The sequence below is a fragment of the Polaromonas sp. CG_23.6 genome (genome assembly GCF_029892315.1).
In the GTDB taxonomy this organism is placed as follows: domain Bacteria; phylum Pseudomonadota; class Gammaproteobacteria; order Burkholderiales; family Burkholderiaceae_C; genus Polaromonas.
This window is the reverse complement of sequence record NZ_JARXUY010000003.1, coordinates 90,866-111,161: the sequence shown is the minus strand read 5'-3', so window position 1 is coordinate 111,161 and position 20,296 is coordinate 90,866. Positions and strand designations below refer to the sequence as shown.

Genomic DNA, 20,296 nt, shown 5'->3' with positions numbered 1-20,296 from the left:
CGAGGTGTCGATAAGCACGTTCATGAATGCACGGGCTCCCCACGGCGACGTGGTATTTCCGGCATTTCAGGCATCGCGCCACCTGACGAGGCAAGTCGCTTGGCCGCTTGCACTCGCACGAAGGTCTTGATGGCTTCTCGAAAAATGTCAGACTTGTCCATGGTGGGGTCTGCCATTTCCAGGGCTTTTTCGTAGAGAGAATCCTCGATGGTGACAGTAGTACGCACAAGCAAGTCTCCGCAGCAAGCATTAAAATAGATTCTATTCTGCATCAAAAAATACATCAAAACAAGTGGGACTGAAAAACGGCGCTGAGGGCAGGGAGGTCGCGCGCAGGAGCGAAACAAGTGAAGGCCTTGGGCGTTGCATATTATCTTAGGGCAGTGCGGGATGATCGCCCGACTGAATATCAATAAAATGAAATCCTTACCGCGGCTATTCCTGCCGATTGATCGGTTTGATTGTTCATCGCTGACGGAACAAGCTCATGTCCATCTTCGTGAACTCATGACTTGAGCTGGATATAGTCATTGGAATGGGTTTTCGCCATAAAACTCGAAACCGTTTTTCATGAGACGTTTCCTTCCTGACTTCGCCATTTTCAGTATTCACGAACTCCAGGGCAACACTGGACATGCGCTGCTCCAGCGAAAGCATGACTCCAGGTAAACAGGGATGCTCTAAATCTCCAGGAAGGTAAACATATTCTTCAACGTCATCGCGGCGTTTAAATGATTCAACGTCAGCTGACAAAACCGAACAGCGCAGAGGTAAATTAACAGAAGGAATCTCTTCCTTCTGAGATACAACCTTATTTTGCCAATCGAGTTTGATGCCCGACGCAGTGGGCGTTATATCGTTGTCGCGTATGGTTACGGGCTTTGCTTGAATTTGTGGGGCAGGGTGAAGCCCTGTTTTTTTATTTCCAACTTCTGGCTTTGCGGACATAGGACTATCTACCAAAGAAAATGGCGATTTTGAGTGCGCAATTGCTGATGGTGATGCACTCACAACCGATACCGGCCTAGCAACAGGCCCTATTAGGGAGTCAATCTTTGAAGTAACGGATGCGCGTTGTTTATCGAGCATGGCTTGAACACGGCTTACTATTTCGCTGGCGGCGCCTACATTTATGGTTTCTTTCCGTATCTCAGCCATTAAGAGTATTTGCTCAGTCATTCGCTGTTGGCAAATTTCCATTCGAGAAGAAAGCATTTGGTTGTAATAAACCTTTACCGTTGACGGTTGATATTTAAAGCCACATTCGTTCAACAACTTGGTTATTTGAAGCATGGAAAACCCCTTTTCTACAAGAACGTAAATACGGGGCATCAGTTGTTCAAAGGCTTTACGTTGCTTTAAATTTTCAGGCGTCATGAGCAAGGCAGCCGCCTCAAGCAGTCCTTTTGCTACGGATAGCTCTCCCCCTGCTAATTTGTGCTGAGGGCCTTGGCGCGATGTGACTCCCATCTTTTTTCCAGTTTCAAAATTCTTATTTTGATCAATACAAGCATTAAATTTATTAAATGACATTGATAATTTTAATTCAAGTCACTTCGAATCCGTATTGATCCGCATCCGGACCGCATCTCATCGGTTGCCAGACCCTATTCGATCTGCTTCCAAATCGCATTCCATCCGTCGCCAGCCCTTATTCGATCCACATCCCATCGGTTGCCAAACCCTTTCCGATCCGCATCTAGGCCCCTTCCAGCCCATATCCAGACCGCATCGAATTCATTTCCAGAACGTATCCAAAACGTATCCAGATTACCCCGAATGAACAAGGACAGGATGCTAGATATGTGCCTGTCGGCACTATCCGTTTTATTGCCCGCTAGGTTGCTGCGCACCCGTCACCGTCCACTCAGGGCTTCGCCCCGAGACCTGGTTGTGCAGATCCCAAGCCCGATTGGGCAGGACCGCACGGCTCCCCAGCAAAGAAGCCGCGCCCAGCCCGCGCCGCCGCAGCCTGCTGTAAATCAAGGGGAGGGCGCCAGCGCAGACGTGGTGGGCAAGCAGCGCGGGTGCATAGGCCTGTGCAATGCCCTGAACGGGCCTTCTCGCAACGATGCCGGGCAAGTCAAGGGGTGGACAGCCTCAATCTCTTGGCGGCGCGCTCACGCCGCCTGGTGGTCAGTGCAAGGAAGACTGGAAGGGGGAATGCGAAATGCGCAAGCTGGCCTATGACAGCTCTGGTGTGTGACCCTGATGGGTTTGCGCGTCGACCCGCACGGCCCTGTCGGCCCTGGAGTGCAGGCAGGCCTGGCTTTTGGATCGGCCGGGCCTGACACAGGATTTGTCATTTTTTGAGAAGCCTGTGCATGGGCGATCTTGCACAGGGGTCATCACCACCGGGTCTAGGGGCGAAGCCCTGAGGGGACGGCAAAGGGCGCGCAGCGACCGAGCGGGCGAAAGACTGGATTGGGCCGACAGGCACATATCTGGCATCCTGTCCTTGTTCATTCGGGGTAATCTGGCAGGGGATTGGCAGGGGATTAAAAGCCGATGGGCAGGGGATTGGAAGGGGATTGGAAGGGGATCAGCAAGGGTTTGGCAGCGGATCGGCAGGGGATTCAAAGGCGATTGGCAGGCAATCAAAAGCCGATGGGCAGGCGATTGGAAAAGGTTTGGCAGGGGATCGAAAAGGCTTTGACAGCGCTCTGGCAGGGAGTTGAAACCGAATTAGGAAAGAACTGGCAGCCAATCTGATGCGCTCCTAACTGTTTCCGGTGGCGGTCATTGATAATGGAGAATTCACGCGGCATCCCTGACGCGTCTTGGGCGCGAAGATGATGGGGCGCTAATCAAACAAGGGCTTAAGCTGGCGCAGTCAGGGGTATGTACACGATGAAAAACACCTATGGCTTGGTTATCAAAGAGAAACGAGAACCGGTGCGCCCAGTGAAAATGGACCTCTCTGGCAAAGAGGGTTCCCGGGTGGTGATGGCCGCTGCCCAGCGCGTGATGGCCACGCATGCCAGCGTCATCAAAGCACTTGCATTGGGTCAGGAACTCCGACCACCAATCTGAAGCGCCTCTTTTTGGCGATTTCCTGAAGCAACGACTGGCGTGATGTTATCGGTGCCTGTCATGGAAACCGATGACCTGTACGCATTTTCCTTTCGTGACGAAACGGCTGGCAAGTGCGACAAGCGCTGCTTTAACTTGGATTTACGTTCCATTGATTCCTGATACCTCGGCAGGTATTTATAATTGAGTTTTACGTTTTTAAGAAATATACCAGTGACACAAGATTCCACACTGCAACAGAAAATCCAGGAAGCTCAAGCTGCCCTCAATGAATTGCGTAAAAAGCTGGATGAAGAGCAAAAAGGCGAACGCATGCAGGCCATTGCTTCAGCCAAAGAACTGATCAAAAATCATGAATTGACTGCTGCTGATTTAGGTTTATCGGGCAAAGGTTTACCCGCCAAGCGTGCAGCTGGTGACAAACGCGGCGTGGTCGCGGCCAAATACCAGGACCACGAAAGCGAAAAAACCTGGACCGGGCGCGGAAAATCTCCTGCCTGGCTGGCGGCTCAACTGGCAGCGGGCTATACCAAAGACGACTTTCTCATCAAAAGTTAATGACTTTCTTCACCCAGTATTGAATTTGGTCTTAAAGTAGAAATTGAGTTGCCTGCCTTTTACATGCCTTGCCAGACTCAGTCTGTTGCTGACTGAACCAGGTCAAATCCTTTCGATGAGATCGTGTTCGCTAGTGTTCGTTAAGCGGCCGTTTAGTTGGCAATTTAAAAACCCAAGTTTCAGCTCGGTTTATTTTGGGCATAAAGTGCCAATAAACGGATTTGTAAAACAAGGACAAGAAAATCACCAGGAAGTGCCATGACTCACATGCATGACCCTCCTCATCCAGGAGCCGTTCTGGTTGAGTATCTGGACGGTCTGGACGACTTGGCGATCACGCGGTTTGCTCAGGAGATTCATCTCGCCATGGCTACTTTGTTGCAAATCATTAATGGCCATGCACCGATAACTTTCGATCTGGCGGTCCGCCTGGAAAATGCGTTGGGCACCCGCCGGGAAATGTGGATGGGCATGCAAAGCGCTTACGATTTTTGGATTGCTGAAGGCGGGCGGTGCACCTCAAGCCGCATTTAAAGGCATGAACCCCACATCGGCTCACGTATGTCACTCGGTGACGCGCCAGTGGCCACATCCGATTTGAAAGTCGAGCTCAGGTATTCATCGGAGCTATTGCCAGCCATTTGCGCTCTTCAACAGAGTCGCTGCCAGGCTGCAGTTCGAAGTAAATCGCAGGGTGCCTGCTTTTGCATGTCTGAGCTGAAATTCATTCTCAATTATTGCCGCTTCGTGTCCATGAAATGCAGGTCGGCAGTTGAATGCATGTGCATTCGCAGTAATCTCGGGCTTGAGGGGCCCGCCAGACGCAGTTCATTCTGGTCGAAAACGTGGTTGATTGCGGGTCGCACTGTGTTTTTGAATGCAGGGCGCCACAACTAATGCGCAACGGAACTTGCACTGCCGCCGTCCACATCGTTTTGCGCGACGTCGAGCAAGTCTTCTGGCTGCAACGTTTTGATCATGTCTCGAAAGATACCGTCCATTTTAGCCACCATGGTTGCTATCCAGGCTTGGTATTCAGGCCATCGAGACTCATCGTCCAAAGGACAATGGGCGCAAGCAACGCAGACCACGCTGCCCTTCTTGCCTGGCAGGTCATTCCATATGAGTTCAAAGCCCAGCATTGCGCGAATGACGTGCTGCCTGAGCCTCAAATGGCGAAAGACAATCTTCGCAGGCAAGTCGCCACAATTGATGTAGAGCCGCACCATGAGCTGCTGCTCTGCGCGCCGGACCACGCCCTGGAGTGAAAACCCGGTGCGCCCTACACCAAACGACTGCCACGATTGCGCCGAAGGCTTGGGCGCGCGCTGGCCCTTGGCGACCATACGGTCACGAAATCCGCTCCAGAACCTGAGCTGCAATGCCTGGGTTGGACTGCTGGCCTCGGCCTTGGCGGCTTGATCGCGAACGGCTCGGCTCCACTTGTTGGGCTGGCAGATGATGCTGAACTTGGGCGCTGGCGGCGACGTGCCAATGCGCCAGAGTTCAATTTCAAGGCCGAAGAACCGCCACTCGTCCTGGGTGATGGTGTTGAGCCAGTCCATGGCCGCGCGATGCTCATCCGAGAACTTCGAGGCAATCCAGATGACCGTCTGCGCCTTCAAGCCCGCCGCATAGGTCAATAGGTGGCCCAGGTGGCGATGGTCAGTGTTCTCAAGCTGATTTTCGATCAGTACCAAGGTGTTGCTCATCGCATCCTTGCACACGATGTCGGCCGCATAAGGCCCGATGGGCCCGACGGCAAGCTCCTGGCCCGTCAACTCGAGCTCAAGGCCCAAGACGCCACTGAGCGTTGCCAGGGTGCCCGGTTGGGCCAGCCAGGCTGCGAAATGATGCGCCTCGTGCGGCCACACGCCGCCAAGCTCCACGCGCTGAAGTACACCCAGTTCGGCCATTGATCACTCCCATTGGTTGTGTTTTGCTTTATCCGTCATCCAGGCCACTGCAGGCTCCCGGCAGTCGTTTGCGCGGTGTATCTGGCGCGCAGCCGGACTGTGAACGGCTCTGGTTGCATCCGAATCCTGGACGCACATCAGGCTGGCCGGCGATTCGATGATCTCTTTATTCTACGAATAACGTAGAGAAAAGAACAGCTCTTTCTACGAATATCGTTGAATGCCCAGGCACTCCATTTCTACCACGCTTTTTGGCAGGCGCCTGCGCGCGGCCCGCAGCCGTGCAGGAATTGCCCAGGACAAGCTGGGCGTGATCATCGGCATGGATGAGGGCTCAAGCAGCGCGCGGATCAGCCGCTATGAGACCGGTGTTCATGAGCCGCCATTCGACACGGCGGCGCGCCTGGCCCTTGCGCTGCACGTGCCTGTGGCGTATTTCTATTGCGATGATGAGCGGCTGGCCGATTTTCTGATTGACTACGCCGCCCTGGGTGAAGGGCAGAAAAACCAGTTGCTGTGCCTTGCCTCGGAACTGCGCTCGGTTGCCGAGTAACCGGCTGGGCGTTTGCCCTGGCCGTAAAAAGCACCGGCCAGCTGGGCTGCCCGCTGCGCCCGTGTCGTCGCCCAGGTGGAGTGGCCCATCAAGGGGCAATGCCGAAACTCCTCGCTCACAAACGGGCAGCAGTGGCGAATGCATGGCATTTTGGGTCGCGTTTGACAAGCCCACTGACGACCGCCAGGCTCTGAAAATCATCTAGCCGGCCACCCTGTACGAAGACTGGTGGCGGAATTAAAGTGAGTTTCCAAACTTTGTGCGTATTCCGGTGAACGTGACCGTTGATTCCGGCAACGTGACCGGCATTCCGGCGAACGTGACCGAGGGTCGGTGTTGCGCGTTTTGATTTTATGCCGGCCTGCTTTCCCGGCTGTTTTGCCCTTGTGTGGAATTGAATATTTTGAACGAATAGGCCCCTGCCAGGCCGCCGGAGGCCCCCCTTGGCCGTGGGGGCCTACTTGTCGGCGATACCTTTTGCGGGCGGGCTTTTTTTACGCAGCGATTCGCCCGTGAGCGTGAAGCGGTGATGGTTCTGCATGAGCCGATCGAGCATGGCATCGGCCACAGTTTGGTCACCTATCCACTCGTGCCAGTGTTCAATGGGCAACTGGCTGGTGATGACGGTGACGCGCTGGTTGGCCCGGTCGTCAATGATCTCCAACAGATCGGCCCGGGTTTGACTGTCCATGGCGGCCATGCCCCAGTCGTCGAGCAGCAGCACGTCGGTATTTTTGAGCGTGTCCAGCCAGCGCGTAAACGTGCCGTTGGCGTGCCGAAAGCGCAATTCCTCGCCCAGCCGGGGAACCCGCTAGGCGCAGCGCACTGTGGCCACTCCGGCAGGCATGCTGGGCCAGCGCGCACGCCAGCCAGGACTTGCCCGCGCCCGTGGCTCCGGTGATCAGCACAGCGTGCCCGGCATTGACCCACTCCCCCAGGGCCAGACTCATCACCGCGCTGCGTTCAATGCTCCGGGTGCTGCGGCTGTCCAAATCTTCTATGGCCGCTTGCGGGTATTTGAGTTTGGCGGTTTTGAGCAACCGCGCACAGCGCCGGTCCTGTCTGCCATGCACCTCACGGTCGACCAGCAAGGCCAGCCGTTCTTCAAAGCTCATGGCGCCGATGCCGCTTTGCGTGAGTTGCTGCTCCCGGTGAATGTCAAGCTAGTTGTCGCCTGTGAGTCTTGAATTTAAGCGGCTTTGTTGAACTCCTTGCTGCTCTCCTTTTGGTCATGCTTTTGATCGGGATTGAGGTACACCTCACGCACGGGCTGCCAGTTGCGCGTGGCGCCGCTCCAGCGCCGGGGGTTGGCCGCCTTGGCCGCTTCATAGACGTCGGCGCGCTTTGACAGCAGCGCGCTGTCCTGGCCCGTATGGCGCTCGTGCGGGGTGACGAACCCAATGGCGCTGTGGCGATGTTCCAGGTTGTACCAATTCACGAATGCGTTCACCCACTGGCGTGCGGCCAGCACAGTCTCGAACGCGCAGGCGGGGTAGTCGGGCCGGTATTTCAGCGTTCTGAAGAGCGACTCCGAATACGGGTTGTCGTTGCTCACCGACGGACGGCTAAGCGAAGGCATCACCCCCAGAGCCTGCAGCGTGGCGAGCATGGCAGCGCCCTTCATCGGACTGCCGTTGTCCGAGTGCAGCACCACCTGGCCGGGCGCGATGCGCTCGCGCAGGCAGATGTCACGCATGACCTCACTGGCCAGTTCGCTGCTTTCGTTTTCATAGACCTGCCAGCCGACGACCTTGCGGCTGAAGATGTCGAGAAACAGGTACAGGTAAAAGTAGTGCCCCGTGACGAGCGTGGGCAGGTAGGTGATGTCCCAGCTGAACAACTGGTTGGGTGCCGCAGCGCACAGCGCGCGCGGTTTGCTGCGCGGCTGGCCGGGCCGCTGGGCGCTGCGGTGGCCCAGCTGCCTGGCAGCCCTGAGCACGCGGTAAAAGCTCGACTCCGAGGCGATGTATTCGCCACGGTCAGCCAGCCGGGGAACGATTTGGCTGGGCGCCAAGTGGCCGAACTCGTCCGAGTTGGCCACTGCCAGAACGGCTTGGCGCTCGGCCTGGCTGAGCCTGTTGGTGGGTGCCTGCACCCGCGCGGGGCGCCGGTCTGCCCGGCACTGCTCGCGCTGCCAGCGCTGCAGGGTTCGCCGGCTCAGGCAAATGACGGCACAGGCGCGCTCCTGGCGCGCGCCCGCTTGCGTCGCCTGGGCCACCAGCGCAATGACCTGGCGGCGCTGCAAGAGGCTGGTCATTTGACCTCGTCCTCCCACAGCGCCCGGAACTTTTTTTGTAGCATCAGCAACGCTGCTGCCTCCGACAACGCCTTTTCCTTGCGCAGCAGCTCGCGCTTGAGCTGCTCGTTTTCGTCCTTAAGGCTGCGCCATGGCCCCGTATCCGCCAGCGCTTTGGCTGGCGCGCAGAAAGCCGCTTTCCAGCTCGCCAGATGGTGGGCGAACACGCCGCGCTCGCGGCACCACGCCTGCAGCGCCTCGCTTGAGAAGCCATGGGTTTCGTTCAAGGCTTGCAGCTGCTCAGAAGCGCTCCAGTCCTGGGGACGCTTTTCTTTGCCGGACAAGGTGCCGGCCCTGTCGGGATGCCCTCGTTTCATCCAGTTCTTGGCCGTGTGGTAACTGACGTTGAGCTCCAGCGCGACTTCGCGCACGGTGCGCTTGCCACGGGAAAGCAACTTGACCACTGCTTGTTCGATAAATGCTTCGGAATATTTTTGCTTCATTGTTGTCGGTGCGTCTAAAAGAGTATTTTTTAGAGGCGACAACTAGTCTGACACAGGGGGCTCCAGCGCCTGGGCCATGGTCTCCAGGCGCAGGCCGCGCAGCTGGTTCAGGGTGGTATTCATCATCATGTTGGGCTCTATCGTGTTGGGTTTCATTGGTAGTAGTTCGCGCCACGCACATGGGCGTGAGTCGGGCTGGTCCACTCGGGTGTGGTGCTGGCCTGCAACAGGTCACGCCGGTTGAGCAGGATGTCGCGGATGTGGGTGTATTTGCTGGTGCCCAGGCCAAGGGCCATGGTGCAGGCCGCCTCCAGCCGGGCATCACCGTAGCGTTTGGACAGAGACAGCAGGCCCAAACAGGCGCGGTAGGCGTGCTCGGGATGGGGTTGGCGCGCCAGCATTTTTTGCACCGTGGCCGCGCACGCCACGCCGATACGCGCGCCCCAAGCCACCAGCCGCTCGGGCGTCCACTGGGCCTGGTGCTGGTGGCGCTCGGGCAGGTGTGCAATCATGGTGGTAACGCTGCCTTTGTGGGCGCAGCGCATGTGGCTGGCAACCCGCTCTCCACGGTGCAAGACTTCTACCGCATGGGCGGTGACGCGCAATTCCAGCGCCAGGCCCACCAGGGCGTTGGGCACGCTGTAGCGGTGGCCTTCAAATTCGACATGGCTGTCGATGTGCACGCGCACCGTCTTGAACACCGCCCATTCCCAGGGCTGCACCGGCAAGGCCATCAGGGCCGGTGCGTCGATTTGCCCGAACACACTGGCGCGGCTGCCCGGCAGCTTTTGAAAGGCACGCTGGCCCCCCGTGTCAGACTAGATGTCGCCCCATCATGATTGCGGAAGACCCGCATAGGAGCACCATCTATGAGCAGAAATTTACATTCAATTGAATTCCAAGAGCAAGCCCTTATCAAAGTGAGGGATCGCGGCACGCGCAGCGTGCTGGACGTAGCCAATGATTTGCATATGGCTGTCGGCACGCTGAGGAAGTGGCTTAGCAAGTCCAACCGGACAAAGGGCGAAGTGAGTGAGCCAGCAGTCCAACTGCCTGATGACCTGCCAGCGCAATCTTGGGGACCTGCCCAACGTTTGCAGGCCCTGCTTGAAACGCACGCCTTGTCCCAGGCGCAGCTTCATGCCTGGTGCCGGGAAAAGGGTGTGTTTGAGCACCAGCTAAAGGCCTGGCGTGACGCATTTTGCAGTGTCCCTGCAAGCGACTCACGTGAATCCAAAACGGCGTTGCGTGAACTGCAAGTCAAGCACGATGGACTGCAACGCGACCTGCGGCGAAAAGAGAGGGCACTGGCGGAAGCGGCAGCCCTGCTGGTGCTGCAAAAAAAGTTCCAGGCGCTGTTGGGGGACGAGGACTGATGAGCGACGCCCAACAACGCAAAGACCTGTTGCAGCTGATTGAGCAGGCCTGTACGGGCGGTGCGCGATTAGCGCGGGCCCGCACCCAGATTGGCCTGTCCGAGCGCACCGTGCAGCGCTGGCAGCATTCGGATGGCCAAGATGGTGACCGCCGCGCGAGCGGTCTGCACGAGCGCGCTGAGCCGCCCAACAAGCTTGGCGCGTTCGAGCGTCAAGCAGCCATGGCACTTCTGAACGGCGAGGAGTTCAAAAACCTGCCACCGAGCCAAATCGTGCCGCGCCTGGCCGATCAGGGGCGCTACATTGCCAGCGAATCGACCCTTTACCGGCTGCTGCACCAAGCCGGTCAGATGAAGCACCGCCGGCTCGAACGTGCGCCTCAAAGGCGCACAAAGCCGCGTGCCTTGACGGCCACCGCTCCCGAGCAAATCTACTGCTGGGACCTACTTGCCCACGCAAGTGCGCGGCAGCTACTTCTACCTGTACCTGTTTGTCGATCTGTTCAGCCGCAAGATCGTGGGCTGGCAGGTGTATGACTGCGAGAGCGCAGAACTCGCCAGTGGTCTGTTGCAGGACATTTTTGCCAGGCAAGGCTGCGTGCCCGGCCAGCTCATTGTGCACTCAGACAATGGCGCTCCCATGAAGGGCGAGACCATGCTGGCCACCATGCAGCGCCTGGGTGTGGCACCGAGTCGCAGCCGCCCGTCGGTGAGCAATGACAACCCGTATTCGGAGTCGCTGTTTAGAACGCTGAAGTACCGCCCGGCCATGCCCGTCAAACCCTTTGAATGCCTGCTCCAGGCGCGCCGCTGGGTCACGGATCTGGTGCACTGGTACAACGACGAGCACAGGCACAGCGCCATCCGCTTCGTGACGCCAAACCAGCGCCACGCGCAGCAAGACAAGCACTTGCTTGATGCGCGTGCTGCGGTCTATGAACTGGCCCGCCAGACTCACCCTCAGCGCTGGCCCAAACAGTGCCGCAATTGGCGCCGTGTGGATCAGGTTCACCTCAATCCGGACACACCGCAAAACAAGGAGGTTGAAACTCTCAAAAAAGCAGCCTGATACACCACCTTCATGCGACAACTAGCTTGACAGCCGCCGCTGTTCGGCTCACTGAAGGTCGAGCGCTTGCACGGGCAACGCTTCGTGACCCGGCGCCAGGCCAAGGATGAAACCATCGCGTGGCTGCTCTGGTACAACAAAGCCCGGCTGCATTCAACGCTGGCTTACGTCAGCCCGATGCAGTTCGAAAGCGAATGGCTTGCCAGGCAAGCCAACTCATGAGCTCGGTTATGGGATACGCAATCCAGGGGTAAGGTCACTGGCAAGTACGGGCGACATGGATATTCTGGCGGGCCTGTTAGGGCATTCCAATATTGAGTGCAGCCAGCGCTACGCGGACGTGCAGCCCGGTGTTCTGTACGCGATGTTTGCAGACGCTATTTAGTTGACCGATAACTGGATAACGGTTAATATATGTCATGTCAATCCAATCATTTAGTTGTTCCGACACGCAGGCGCTATTTACCGCAGGCAAGTCTGCGCGATTCGTCAACATCAAGAAGGTGGCCGAGCGTAAATTGGCTCAACTGGATGCTGCGCCGTCGATTGCATTCATGGGTTCGCCGCCAGGTAACGATCTAAAAGAGTATGACGGAGCTTGGCATGTGCGGATAAATGGGCAATGGCGATTGATATTTAAATGGGGCGAGAGCGGTCCGTTTGATGTGCGGATAGATGACCCTCATTGAGAACAAATTTGAAGGAGCTAAATCATGTTTAAGAATGGAATGCGGCCAGTACACCCTGGCGAAGTTCTTCAAGAGGACTACCTAAAGCCCTTGGGACTCAGCGTTAATGCGCTTGCGAAGGCGTTGGGCGTTCCCACGTCGCGCATGAACGACATTGTGAAAGAGCATCGTGGGGTTTCAGCAGATACGGCGTTGCGCCTTGAGCGTTACTTTGGTTCGGATGCGCAGGGTTGGTTAAACATGCAAACTGCTTATGACCTCAAGATAGCTCAGAAGGTTAGTGCGAAGACCATTGCCAAGGCCATTGTGCCCATGGCACTTGCTGCATGAGCACACAAAAGGACTACCTGCAAGCCACCAAAAAGGCTTTGAGGGCGAAGACATGGGATGCCCTGGCAGAGATGGCGGGTGTGGCCCCGCGTGCGCTTAAAACGTACCGGATGCCCGATGACTCTGGTGAGTACCGGGGGATGCCAAACCCCGTGAAAAAGGTGTTTGATTTGTTGCTTGAAAAGAATTCAAAAAAGAATGTTGAATAGCTCTTACAATAGTACGCAATGCGTACTATTGTAAACGCAGGTGAACACACTATTTCAAGGAAAAAAGCGTGAAGAAAATTCTTGTTGCCGCATTCAAAAGTGATGAGCTTGAGCACCATCTGAAAAATGTGATCGCTGTCAATGACAAGTGCGCAGTTGAGGACATTACGGATACCACCATCATCCACGAAGCGAAGTACGTGCTGTCCAAGTTTGTTGATGGATCAGAGGGTTTTGAGCAGCATGAAGAATGGTGCGGTGAACACGGTCCAGTGCAGCAGAAGCGGGCGAAAAAAACGTGACGGCCATCAAAAAATTCCTGGAAAAGCATGTCCTGGCGGCAGTCGCCGCTTAACAAGGAAAGCATCGTGCAAAGTATCAACGCAACACCGCAGGCTGATATTCCGATGACTGGGCTAAGCGCCTACATTGGAGATTTGGCCAAGCGACATGGCATTGCGTATGTGAAGACCGGCAGCAGTGCTTTGGCTGAGGTGATAACGCGTTTGGCTGGCGACGATGTAAAGCCTGACGAAACTGAGAGGCTCGTCATCGCACTACGCCGCGCAAACGTCATCAATGGCCGGATCATGGTGACGCTTCTCGGGCGTTACTTTGATGAGACGCGCAATGTTTGACCCTTTCAATGATTTCGACACGGAGGGGTATCTCCGTAACGTCCGAAAAGACAAGGACGCACGGGACATCAAGCGCTTCGAGCATGACTTGTTTGAAGCCAATATTGATGCTGCATTTGCTCATCTGGCGTCAAGTGAAAAATTGACGTACAAGGACTTCCTTGCTGTCCATCGCATCTTGTTCGCCGACTATTACCCGTGGGCTGGGCAGGATAGATTGATGACGCTTCCGAACAGTGCAGTCAAGAAGGGTGACGTGCTTTTCTCGCATCCGCAATCGTCTCGGCTGGCTGTGGAGCATGGTCTGAGTCTGGGACAAGACGCGGCATCGATGGCTCAAAAGCCTGGCGAGGTTATGGGCTTGTTTGCTTATGGGCACCCGTTTCTGGATGGCAATGGTCGAACAATGCTGCCCGTTCATATCGAGTTATGTCACAGGGCAGGTTTCTCTATCGCTTGGCAAAAAACGAACAAGGTTGATTATCTCGGCGCTCTTAGTAAAGAAATCGAGACGCCTGGTCAAGGTTTTCTTGACGCCTACTTGTTGCAGTTCAAGGGTCCAGTGTTGGATCGAAGCGCATGGGGTGCTGACATTCTTGGGATGAAGGGATTGGATGGGCTCGGTGATGTCAACCAGATTGACGGGGAGCTTTCTGATCCCGCCATTGCAGAGAAGTACCGAAAACTTGAAGAAAAGCGCGGGTATTCGTATGAAGCGTCTTCGACCGCTATTCAAGCATCCGGGCTGCATGTCGGCCCGGTAGTCGCAGTAGAACCAAATCGTATCGCTCAAAAGACCGGTCGCGATCCAAATTTCGTCGTTTGGCACAGTCTGGACAAGCTGCAGGGAAAAATGCTGGTAGTGGGGGATTTGGTTGAAATCAACTACGTTAATGGTGTAGGAGTGATCACAGGAAAATCGCCATTGCAACAGGGCGGGTGAGTGGCTGAGTTGTCTGGTTGCCAGACGACGCGGCTAAGGTTTAGTAATCAAGGAAAACAACGGGTTGTGTCGCGTTGACGATCAAGCAGCCTGCTCGACTATGCTGGGTGCTTTGAACGAAAAGGCTTGAAACGCAATGCTGGCTGCCAAAGGAATGCGCTTCCCAATCGACGTCATTCTGGTGTGCATTCGCTGGTATGCGGCTTATCCGTTGAGCTACCGGCATCTGGAGGAAATGATGGAGGAACGCGGCGTGTGTGTAGACCATTCCTCTATCAACCGCTGGGCGATCCGGTTTCTACCCTTGCTGGAAAAAGCCTTTCGCAAGAACAAGCGCCCGGTGGGCAGCAGCTGGCGCATGGACGAAACCTATATCAAGGTCAAGGGCACCTGGAAATACCTCTACCGGGCGGTGGACAAGGAAGGCAAGACGGTCGATTTTCTGCTGACGGCCAGGCGCGACAAGGCCGCAGCCCTGCGGTTCTTTGACAAAGCCATGAAGGCCAACGATGTTCCGGAAAAGGTAACGATGGACAAGAGCGGCGCCAACAAGGCGGCCATGGATGAGATCAATGTCCGAGGCGAAATACCGATCATCGTGCGGCAAGTGAAGTACCTCAACAACATCGTGGAGCAGGACCATCGGGCCATCAAGCGGGTCACCAAACCAATGCTCAACTTCAAGTCATTTCGGGCCGCCAGAAATGTCCTGACCGGCATCGAACTCATGCACATGATCCGCAAAGGTCAGTTACTGCTGCAAGGCTTGATCGAGCTGTCGTTTGCCGACCAGTTTTATGCATTGGCAGGAAAAATCCGTCCAGTTTGAGGAGCTGGCATCCGTTCCTACCCAAACACGTTTATCAACTGGCAACGCGACAGAACCGTTGCCAGAACTCCGTGCCTGACAAGCCGAGAAAGAATTTGGGGCAGCTGTTGCTGACCGCACACCGGGTCATCACGCCCCCCTTGCGGCCAGTGAGCGGATCGACATAGTCCTTGTCGAGCGCACGGGGCGCGGTCTGCCCAAACGCGGTGTGGTCAGTTCGGATGGCGCCGCCGCCGCCGGGCACGGCAAAGCGGGTGTTGACGTTCGTCTGGCGAGCGGCCACATGGGCGAAAAGGCCATCGAAGACCTTGCTGCCGTCCAGCGCCTGGTTGAAGCCCAGGTGCAGGAAGGTCTTCATCGCATTGCCCGACTGTGAAGTGCCCTGGCCAATCACGCTGTTGATACGGCCTGCCAGTGGATTGGCAACGCCACCAGCGTCCACCGAGGCTTTTCGAAAAAAGCTCACCGTATCGCGCAGCGCAGCCAGCCCTACGCCCATGACCTTGGGGTCTTTTGCGACATAAACTACTTCATACAGGTACTTCGGATCGAAGCCGCCCTTGACACAGATCTTGCTGCCATCGGCCGTGCCCGGGAATGGGTTACTGCCGGTGTTGCAGTCGGCAAACTTCCAGTCCGTTGCGGGTACGGGAACGCGTGGATCCGTGTCGTTGATCCGGCGCATGAGGGAGTAGCCCGGCAGCGTGTTGTCCAGGCTGGCCGGGGCATAGGGAATCAATGGAGCCATTGAACACGCCCCCGGGCAACGTAATGACCGGCGCAGCAGCAGAAGGAATCAGTTCGCTGCGATAAGTGCCAGTGATGGACGAGCCGTCCTTGTTCTTGGCCACGGGCACGGTGACCGTGAGGCGGGCAGGCGAACTCTTGGGTACATCGCCTTGCCAGGCCGAGTAGAGCAGCACGTAGCCACGCTCCAGAAATACCGCGTCGCTTGGCGTGGCAGCCGGGTTCACCATGGTCAGGATGTTGCCGCGATTGGGGGCGTGGTAACGCAGCACGCCGCTGGCCTTGGCCATGTCCTTGGGCTTGAGCATCACAAAATCGGCCTGGTACTCGACCATCCCGCGGGCGATGAGCGGCGCCAACGCCAGATCCTGGATCACCGCGTTCTTGGGATCAGCAGGGTCGACTTCGCCCGAGAGTGTGCCGGTCAGTTTTTCATACGCGCCGACGCTGCCGTAGCTGCCGGTGAAGTCTTCGGTGGCGGTCACGTTGAGCTTGACGGCAGGCGTGCTGGCCCTGCCTGTACTTATGCCTGCGCCGCTGCCGCGACCAGGGCCAATAAGGGGGTTCTGAAATACATTGTTTGTCTCCTGCCGTTTTATAAGAAATGAAATGCTCGTGCGGTGGCGCGGCGTGCGCCATGAGGAAAATAAAGGACCTGCAAGCTACGCATTGCGCCGCAGGCCCTGCCCAGATTACTCAGCCTCGATGCCGGCGGCCTTCACAATGCGGCCCCATTTCTGCGACTCGCCGGTCTGAAACTTGGCCAACTCCTGGGACGTGGTGGTAAACACTTCGGTGCCGGTGGGCTCATAAAAAGCTTTTTTGGCCGCTTCACTTCGGGCGGCCTTGACCAGCAGCTCGTTGAGCCGGCTGACCACGGCGGGCGGCGTGCCGGCAGGCGCGTAGGCGGCAAACCAGTAGCCGATCTCGTAGCCCTTCACACCGGCCTCGGCGAGGGTCGGCACTTCCGGCGCAAGGGGGGAGCGCTGAGCGCCTGATACCCCGAGCGCGCGCAGCTTACCTGCCTTGACCTGCGGCAGCCCAGTGGCCGCGTCCGTGATCATCATGTCGATCTGCGTACCCAGCAGGTCAGTGACCGCCAGGGTGTTGCTCTTGTAGGGCACGTGCAGCAGCTTGATGGCCGCCATTTGTTGGAGCAGCTCGCCCGCCATGCGGCTGGAGGAGCTTCCGCTGCCAAAGGTGTACTTGCCGGGGTCTTTTTTCGCCAGCGCGACGAACTCCGCGACGGTCTTGGCGGGAAATGCCGGATTGACTACCATGATCTGCCCGCCCTTGCCCAGCGCAGCGATCGGTGCAAAGTCCTTGACTGGGTCATAGGGCAGCTTCTTGAACAGATGCTCGTTGGCCGCGTGCGTCGTGTTCGTCGTGATGAGCACGGTGTAGCCGTCCGGTGCGGCCTTGGCCACCTGCTGCGAGGCGATGAAGCCGCTCGCGCCAGCCTTGTTGTCAATGACGACGGCCTGCTTGGTCTCGAAGGTGACGCCATTGGCGACAGCCCGCGCAATCTGGTCGGTGGCGGTGCCCGCGGCGAACGGCACCACGAAAGTGATGGTTTTGGCCGGAAAGGTCTGGGCGCTGGTGAATGCAGGCGCAAGCGCCAGTGCGGCAGCGGCGAAGGCAATGGAATGCAAGCGGGTCATGGTCGGGTTGTCTCCGTGGGTGTTGTAAAAATCAGTTTTCGGGAAGGGGGCCTGCGAGCAGGTGCTGCAGGTGATCGGGCACGTCGATGGGCAACTCCAGCAGCCAAAACGACAGCGCCTTGCCATGCGTATCCAGGTTGAGCGCATCGTTGACGCCGCCGTCGAGCACCGCGTCCAGCACGAAGTTCATGGCGTGCAGCCCGGGCAGCACGAAGCGCTGCACCTGGCTCGGGGCGCGATGGCGAAACTGCGCGGCCACCGCCTCGGGCGTGACCTGTTCGACCAGCAGCGCGAACAGCTCGGGATGCCAGGCGATGACGCTGATGTTGGAGCGGTCGCCCTTGTCGCCCGTGCGGCCATGCGCTGCGCGGTACAGGGGAACGGTGGTGCGGTTCATGGGGCCACCATTTCAAATCGGACCGGCACCGCCTCCCGCGCCAGCAGGCACGAAATCGTGTTCAGCCGCGGCGTTAGGGTAGAGCGCACGCCGCCCCCGCCGGCCGGGCCGCAGGTATAGAGCGCCATGACCTCGCGCCCCAGGCGCTCGGCTTCGCTGCGGTCGGCGTGCGTGGCCGCCACCCGCAAGCGCACGTCGCGCATGCCGCCGTCGGGCATGGCAGCCAGCGCGCGGCCGGCATCATCATTGAACACGCTGAGCGCGCCAATCAGGTCGACCCGCAAAGCCAAGCCCGGCAGTCGGCTGCGCAGCACGTCGGCCGCCAGGCGGGCGCGCGCTTCGGCGCGGGCGCCGGCATATGAGATCTCGCCCTCGGCCAGCCAGCCTCCTTCATAGCAGACGTTGACCTTGTAGTGCGTCGGACGCGCGTGGCCGCGCACGCCGCTCAGCAGCACCCGGTCAGTGCCCTGTGCCGTGACGCGCGCCTCGCCGATGTCGGCGACCACATCGGGCGTGAGGTAGGCGGCCGGGTCATGCACCTCGTAGAGCAGCTGCTCTTTGACGGTCGCTTCCGTCACCAGGCCGCCGGTGCCGTCTGCCTTACCGATGATGCAGCTGCCATCGGCCTCGATCTCGGCTATCGGAAAGCCGACGCGCTCAAGCCCGGGCACGTCCTTGTAGCCCGGGTCGGCGAAATAGCCGCCGCAGACCTGCGCGCCGCATTCGAGCAGGTGCCCGGCCATCGTGGCGCGGCTAAGTGCGGTCCAGTCGTCGGCCTTCCAGCCGAAGTGCGACATGGCCGGGCCGACGGTGAGCGAGGGGTCGGCCACACGGCCGCACACCACGATCTGCGCGCCGGCATCGAGCGCCGCCGCAATCGGCTCGGCGCCGATGTAGGCATTGGCACTCACCACCGTCAGGCCATCCATCCGCTCGCCCAGCTGCTCGCGCATCAGGGCGCGCTGCTCGGGCGAGGACAGGTCGTCGCCCTCGGCCACGGCAATGCGGGGCACAGGGACGCCGAGCTCGCGCGCCATGCGGGCAATGTGCCGCGCCGCCGCGCGGGGATTGGCCGCGCCGAAGTTGCTCACGATACGGATGCCGTGTGTCAGGCAGCGCGCCAGCACGGGGCGCAGCATGGCATCGAGCAAGGGCTCGTAGCCCGCTTCAGGGTCGGCGCGCCGGCGCAACTGGGCCAGGGCCAGCGTGCGTTCGGCGAGCGTTTCGAAAATCAGGAAGGCGCGCTGCTCGGCCGCGCCTTGTGCGAGACGCGCGATCAGCGTGTCGACCACGGACCCCGCCGCATCGGTGCGGTCACCGGAAAAACCGGCCGCACAACCGACAAGAATTGATGGGCGAACGATGGCGTTCATGTGTCTGTTGTCTCCTATTTCTCTTTTGTGGAGCACACTTTAGATGGATATAGTTCATACGCAAAATCGAAAGTTCAGATGGCATGATCTGTAATTCAAATAACTGCTCAAGGAGAACTTTTGAGAATCCCTGACCTTTCCTCGCGCCAACTGCGTGCTTTCGCCGCATTGGCTGACCAGCGCAACTTCACGCGTGCGGCGCTCACCTGCCACCTGTCCCAGCCGGCCTTCAGCGCGCTCATTGCAACGCTTGAATCAAGCGTGGGCACGCGGCTGTTTGACCGGGACAAGCGCAGCGTGCGCCTCACGCCAGAGGGCGAACTGTTTGAAGACTCGGCGCGCCAGCTGCTCGATGACATGGGCAATGCGCTTGAGAATCTGGCCAGCCATGTCCAGCTTCGCAAGGGCCGTGTGCGCGTGGCCGCCTTGCCATCCCTGGCCGCAGGCTGGCTGCCAGCGGTGTTTGCTGAATTCATGAAGGCCTGGCCGAGCATCACGCTCGATTTGCACGATGCGCTGTCCGATCCGTGCCTGTCCCTGGTGCGTAGCGGCCAGGTTGATTTTGCGCTGGCTGTGCCCGGCGCTGGCGTGAGTGCCCAACTGAGCGACCTGCGCACGCACGAGCTGTGCTCCGACGGGTTTCACTTGGTGTGCCTGAAAGATCATCCGCTGGCCGGCCAGGCGCGCCTGACGGCGGCGAAACTGGCTCCTTGGCCCTTCATCCAGATGACGCGCAATAGCAGCGTGCGCCAGGCGCTGGACGCGGCCTTGTATCCGCTGCGACTGAATGCCGTCTTCGAGGTCGAGCACCTGGCAACCGTCAAGGGCCTGGTCGAGGCCGGACTGGGCATTAGCGTCGTGCCAACGCTGACACTTTTTCACTTTCAGGGCGAGGTGGTGACGCGACCGCTGCTTTTGCCCTCACTCACGCGCAGCGTGCATCTGGTACAGCGGCAGGATGCCAGCCTGTCGGTGGCAGCGCAGGCACTGCATGACCTGATTGTCGAGCGGATCGGCAAACGCGCGCTGAGTTAACGCGGTGGGCAACACGAGAAAGCAAAGTGCGAGTTTATTGTCCTTCGACGAGCTGATGCGCTTTGCGCAATACCAAATTGAGTAGCACCATCAATCGTTCATTCACATAAAACTGTTCCCAGCGCAGTGGGCATTGGCCGTTGATTTGCTTGCATTTCCAAAAATCCAGTACCAAAATTGTGTGAAGTTCTTTCACACAATA

General features: G+C 58.1%; 21 protein-coding genes and 5 pseudogenes. 16 read left to right on the top strand and 10 right to left on the bottom strand.

The genetic code is table 11. The features are described 5' to 3' along the window. Nucleotides 1-20: 20 nt before the first annotated feature. On the bottom strand, nt 21-227 hold the full coding sequence (locus H4V98_RS21040) for a type II toxin-antitoxin system VapB family antitoxin (RefSeq protein ID WP_280758006.1): 207 nt from the start codon (nt 225-227) through the stop codon (nt 21-23). 238 nt (nt 228-465) lie between these two features. Beyond that, nucleotides 466-1,533: a hypothetical protein gene (locus H4V98_RS21035; RefSeq protein WP_280758005.1), complete on the bottom strand. Its 1,068-nt coding sequence runs from the start codon at nt 1,531-1,533 to the stop codon at nt 466-468. Nucleotides 1,534-2,841: 1,308 nt separating this feature from the next. Between H4V98_RS21035 and H4V98_RS21030 the strand changes: the two genes are divergently transcribed. From H4V98_RS21030 to H4V98_RS21020, 3 genes are all read left to right on the top strand, one after another. Then, the gene (locus tag H4V98_RS21030; RefSeq protein WP_280758004.1) at nt 2,842-3,033 is read left to right on the top strand and encodes a hypothetical protein; all 192 of its coding nucleotides are present in this window, start codon (nt 2,842-2,844) and stop codon (nt 3,031-3,033) included. Nucleotides 3,034-3,246: 213 nt separating this feature from the next. Next, complete coding sequence (locus H4V98_RS21025; RefSeq protein WP_280757881.1) at nt 3,247-3,591, top strand: H-NS histone family protein; 345 nt, start codon at nt 3,247-3,249, stop codon at nt 3,589-3,591. 258 nt (nt 3,592-3,849) lie between these two features. After that, entirely contained in the window at nt 3,850-4,125 is a 276-nt protein-coding gene (locus tag H4V98_RS21020) for a HigA family addiction module antitoxin (RefSeq protein WP_280758003.1), read from the top strand. 359 nt (nt 4,126-4,484) lie between these two features. Here the strand turns inward: H4V98_RS21020 and H4V98_RS21015 are convergent, their stop codons facing one another. Next, nucleotides 4,485-5,507 carry a DUF4268 domain-containing protein gene (locus H4V98_RS21015; RefSeq protein ID WP_280758002.1) on the bottom strand — a complete coding sequence of 341 codons (1,023 nt, stop codon included), beginning with the start codon at nt 5,505-5,507 and terminating at the stop codon, nt 4,485-4,487. Between the two features lie 220 nt (nt 5,508-5,727). On the opposite strand from H4V98_RS21015, the gene H4V98_RS21010 reads away from it, so the two are divergent. Continuing rightward, nucleotides 5,728-6,060: a helix-turn-helix transcriptional regulator gene (locus H4V98_RS21010; RefSeq protein WP_280757980.1), complete on the top strand. Its 333-nt coding sequence runs from the start codon at nt 5,728-5,730 to the stop codon at nt 6,058-6,060. 457 nt (nt 6,061-6,517) lie between these two features. Here H4V98_RS21010 and istB read toward each other — a convergent pair. The 3 pseudogenes from istB to H4V98_RS20990 form a co-directional block, all read right to left on the bottom strand. Then, a pseudogene (gene istB, locus H4V98_RS21625) lies at nt 6,518-7,208 on the bottom strand (IS21-like element helper ATPase IstB); the annotation flags it as partial. A 41-nt stretch (nt 7,209-7,249) separates the two neighbouring features. Next, nucleotides 7,250-8,799 (bottom strand): annotated as a pseudogene (locus H4V98_RS20995) (IS3 family transposase). Nucleotides 8,800-8,951: 152 nt separating this feature from the next. Next, nucleotides 8,952-9,602: pseudogene (locus H4V98_RS20990) on the bottom strand (IS21 family transposase); the annotation flags it as partial. 36 nt (nt 9,603-9,638) lie between these two features. On the opposite strand from H4V98_RS20990, the gene H4V98_RS20985 reads away from it, so the two are divergent. The 11 genes and pseudogenes from H4V98_RS20985 to H4V98_RS20935 all read left to right on the top strand — a co-directional run bounded on the left by H4V98_RS20985 (nt 9,639) and on the right by H4V98_RS20935 (nt 14,881). After that, nucleotides 9,639-10,175, top strand: a complete 537-nt coding sequence (locus H4V98_RS20985) for a transposase (protein WP_280758000.1) — start codon at nt 9,639-9,641, stop codon at nt 10,173-10,175. Next, nucleotides 10,175-10,711: a hypothetical protein gene (locus H4V98_RS20980; RefSeq protein WP_280757999.1), complete on the top strand. Its 537-nt coding sequence runs from the start codon at nt 10,175-10,177 to the stop codon at nt 10,709-10,711. The genes H4V98_RS20985 and H4V98_RS20980 overlap by 1 nt, the downstream gene beginning before the upstream one ends. Further along, a complete protein-coding gene (locus tag H4V98_RS20975; protein ID WP_280757998.1) occupies nt 10,623-11,243 on the top strand; it encodes a DDE-type integrase/transposase/recombinase in 621 nt (206 codons plus the stop codon). The genes H4V98_RS20980 and H4V98_RS20975 overlap by 89 nt, the downstream gene beginning before the upstream one ends. Nucleotides 11,244-11,282: 39 nt before the next feature. Then, nucleotides 11,283-11,465, top strand: a pseudogene (locus tag H4V98_RS20970) (IS3 family transposase); the annotation flags it as partial. Between the two features lie 197 nt (nt 11,466-11,662). Beyond that, entirely contained in the window at nt 11,663-11,932 is a 270-nt protein-coding gene (locus H4V98_RS20965; protein WP_196865061.1) for a type II toxin-antitoxin system RelE/ParE family toxin, read from the top strand. 24 nt (nt 11,933-11,956) lie between these two features. Continuing rightward, entirely contained in the window at nt 11,957-12,262 is a 306-nt protein-coding gene (locus H4V98_RS20960; protein WP_196865060.1) for a HigA family addiction module antitoxin, read from the top strand. Then, on the top strand, nt 12,259-12,471 hold the full coding sequence (locus H4V98_RS20955) for a hypothetical protein (RefSeq protein ID WP_196865059.1): 213 nt from the start codon (nt 12,259-12,261) through the stop codon (nt 12,469-12,471). Before H4V98_RS20960 ends, H4V98_RS20955 begins: the two co-directional genes overlap by 4 nt. 68 nt (nt 12,472-12,539) lie before the next feature. Then, nucleotides 12,540-12,773, top strand: a complete 234-nt coding sequence (locus H4V98_RS20950) for a hypothetical protein (RefSeq protein ID WP_280757997.1) — start codon at nt 12,540-12,542, stop codon at nt 12,771-12,773. Nucleotides 12,774-12,800: 27 nt separating this feature from the next. After that, complete coding sequence (locus H4V98_RS20945; RefSeq protein WP_280757996.1) at nt 12,801-13,109, top strand: hypothetical protein; 309 nt, start codon at nt 12,801-12,803, stop codon at nt 13,107-13,109. Beyond that, a complete protein-coding gene (locus H4V98_RS20940) occupies nt 13,102-14,052 on the top strand; it encodes a Fic family protein (RefSeq protein ID WP_280757995.1) in 951 nt (316 codons plus the stop codon). The genes H4V98_RS20945 and H4V98_RS20940 overlap by 8 nt, the downstream gene beginning before the upstream one ends. A 136-nt stretch (nt 14,053-14,188) precedes the next feature. Further along, nucleotides 14,189-14,881 carry an IS6 family transposase gene (locus tag H4V98_RS20935; protein WP_280757994.1) on the top strand — a complete coding sequence of 231 codons (693 nt, stop codon included), beginning with the start codon at nt 14,189-14,191 and terminating at the stop codon, nt 14,879-14,881. 58 nt (nt 14,882-14,939) lie between these two features. Here the strand turns inward: H4V98_RS20935 and H4V98_RS20930 are convergent. The 4 genes and pseudogenes from H4V98_RS20930 to H4V98_RS20915 form a co-directional block, all read right to left on the bottom strand. Then, nucleotides 14,940-16,125, bottom strand: a pseudogene (locus tag H4V98_RS20930) (alpha/beta hydrolase domain-containing protein); the annotation flags it as partial. Between the two features lie 195 nt (nt 16,126-16,320). Further along, a complete protein-coding gene (locus H4V98_RS20925; RefSeq protein WP_280757993.1) occupies nt 16,321-17,289 on the bottom strand; it encodes a tripartite tricarboxylate transporter substrate binding protein in 969 nt (322 codons plus the stop codon). Between the two features lie 31 nt (nt 17,290-17,320). Continuing rightward, on the bottom strand, nt 17,321-17,686 hold the full coding sequence (locus H4V98_RS20920; RefSeq protein ID WP_280757992.1) for a hypothetical protein: 366 nt from the start codon (nt 17,684-17,686) through the stop codon (nt 17,321-17,323). Further along, nucleotides 17,683-19,059 carry a DUF1446 domain-containing protein gene (locus H4V98_RS20915; RefSeq protein ID WP_280758037.1) on the bottom strand — a complete coding sequence of 459 codons (1,377 nt, stop codon included), beginning with the start codon at nt 19,057-19,059 and terminating at the stop codon, nt 17,683-17,685. The genes H4V98_RS20920 and H4V98_RS20915 overlap by 4 nt, the downstream gene beginning before the upstream one ends. A 120-nt stretch (nt 19,060-19,179) precedes the next feature. Between H4V98_RS20915 and H4V98_RS20910 the strand changes: the two genes are divergently transcribed. Beyond that, the gene (locus tag H4V98_RS20910) at nt 19,180-20,094 is read left to right on the top strand and encodes a LysR family transcriptional regulator (RefSeq protein WP_280757991.1); all 915 of its coding nucleotides are present in this window, start codon (nt 19,180-19,182) and stop codon (nt 20,092-20,094) included. The last annotated feature ends 202 nt before the right edge of the window (nt 20,095-20,296 follow it).

Coding starts and splice junctions, on each gene's coding strand:
- H4V98_RS21035 (WP_280758005.1), bottom strand. CDS start 1,533: ATGTCATTTAATAAATTTAATGCTTGTATTGATCAAAATAAGAATTTT.
- H4V98_RS21030 (WP_280758004.1), top strand. CDS start 2,842: ATGTACACGATGAAAAACACCTATGGCTTGGTTATCAAAGAGAAACGA.
- H4V98_RS21020 (WP_280758003.1), top strand. CDS start 3,850: ATGACTCACATGCATGACCCTCCTCATCCAGGAGCCGTTCTGGTTGAG.
- H4V98_RS21015 (WP_280758002.1), bottom strand. CDS start 5,507: ATGGCCGAACTGGGTGTACTTCAGCGCGTGGAGCTTGGCGGCGTGTGG.
- H4V98_RS21010 (WP_280757980.1), top strand. CDS start 5,728: ATGCCCAGGCACTCCATTTCTACCACGCTTTTTGGCAGGCGCCTGCGC.
- H4V98_RS20980 (WP_280757999.1), top strand. CDS start 10,175: ATGAGCGACGCCCAACAACGCAAAGACCTGTTGCAGCTGATTGAGCAG.
- H4V98_RS20965 (WP_196865061.1), top strand. CDS start 11,663: ATGTCAATCCAATCATTTAGTTGTTCCGACACGCAGGCGCTATTTACC.
- H4V98_RS20960 (WP_196865060.1), top strand. CDS start 11,957: ATGTTTAAGAATGGAATGCGGCCAGTACACCCTGGCGAAGTTCTTCAA.
- H4V98_RS20955 (WP_196865059.1), top strand. CDS start 12,259: ATGAGCACACAAAAGGACTACCTGCAAGCCACCAAAAAGGCTTTGAGG.
- H4V98_RS20945 (WP_280757996.1), top strand. CDS start 12,801: ATGTCCTGGCGGCAGTCGCCGCTTAACAAGGAAAGCATCGTGCAAAGT.
- H4V98_RS20940 (WP_280757995.1), top strand. CDS start 13,102: ATGTTTGACCCTTTCAATGATTTCGACACGGAGGGGTATCTCCGTAAC.
- H4V98_RS20935 (WP_280757994.1), top strand. CDS start 14,189: ATGCTGGCTGCCAAAGGAATGCGCTTCCCAATCGACGTCATTCTGGTG.
- H4V98_RS20925 (WP_280757993.1), bottom strand. CDS start 17,289: ATGACCCGCTTGCATTCCATTGCCTTCGCCGCTGCCGCACTGGCGCTT.
- H4V98_RS20920 (WP_280757992.1), bottom strand. CDS start 17,686: ATGAACCGCACCACCGTTCCCCTGTACCGCGCAGCGCATGGCCGCACG.
- H4V98_RS20915 (WP_280758037.1), bottom strand. CDS start 19,059: ATGAACGCCATCGTTCGCCCATCAATTCTTGTCGGTTGTGCGGCCGGT.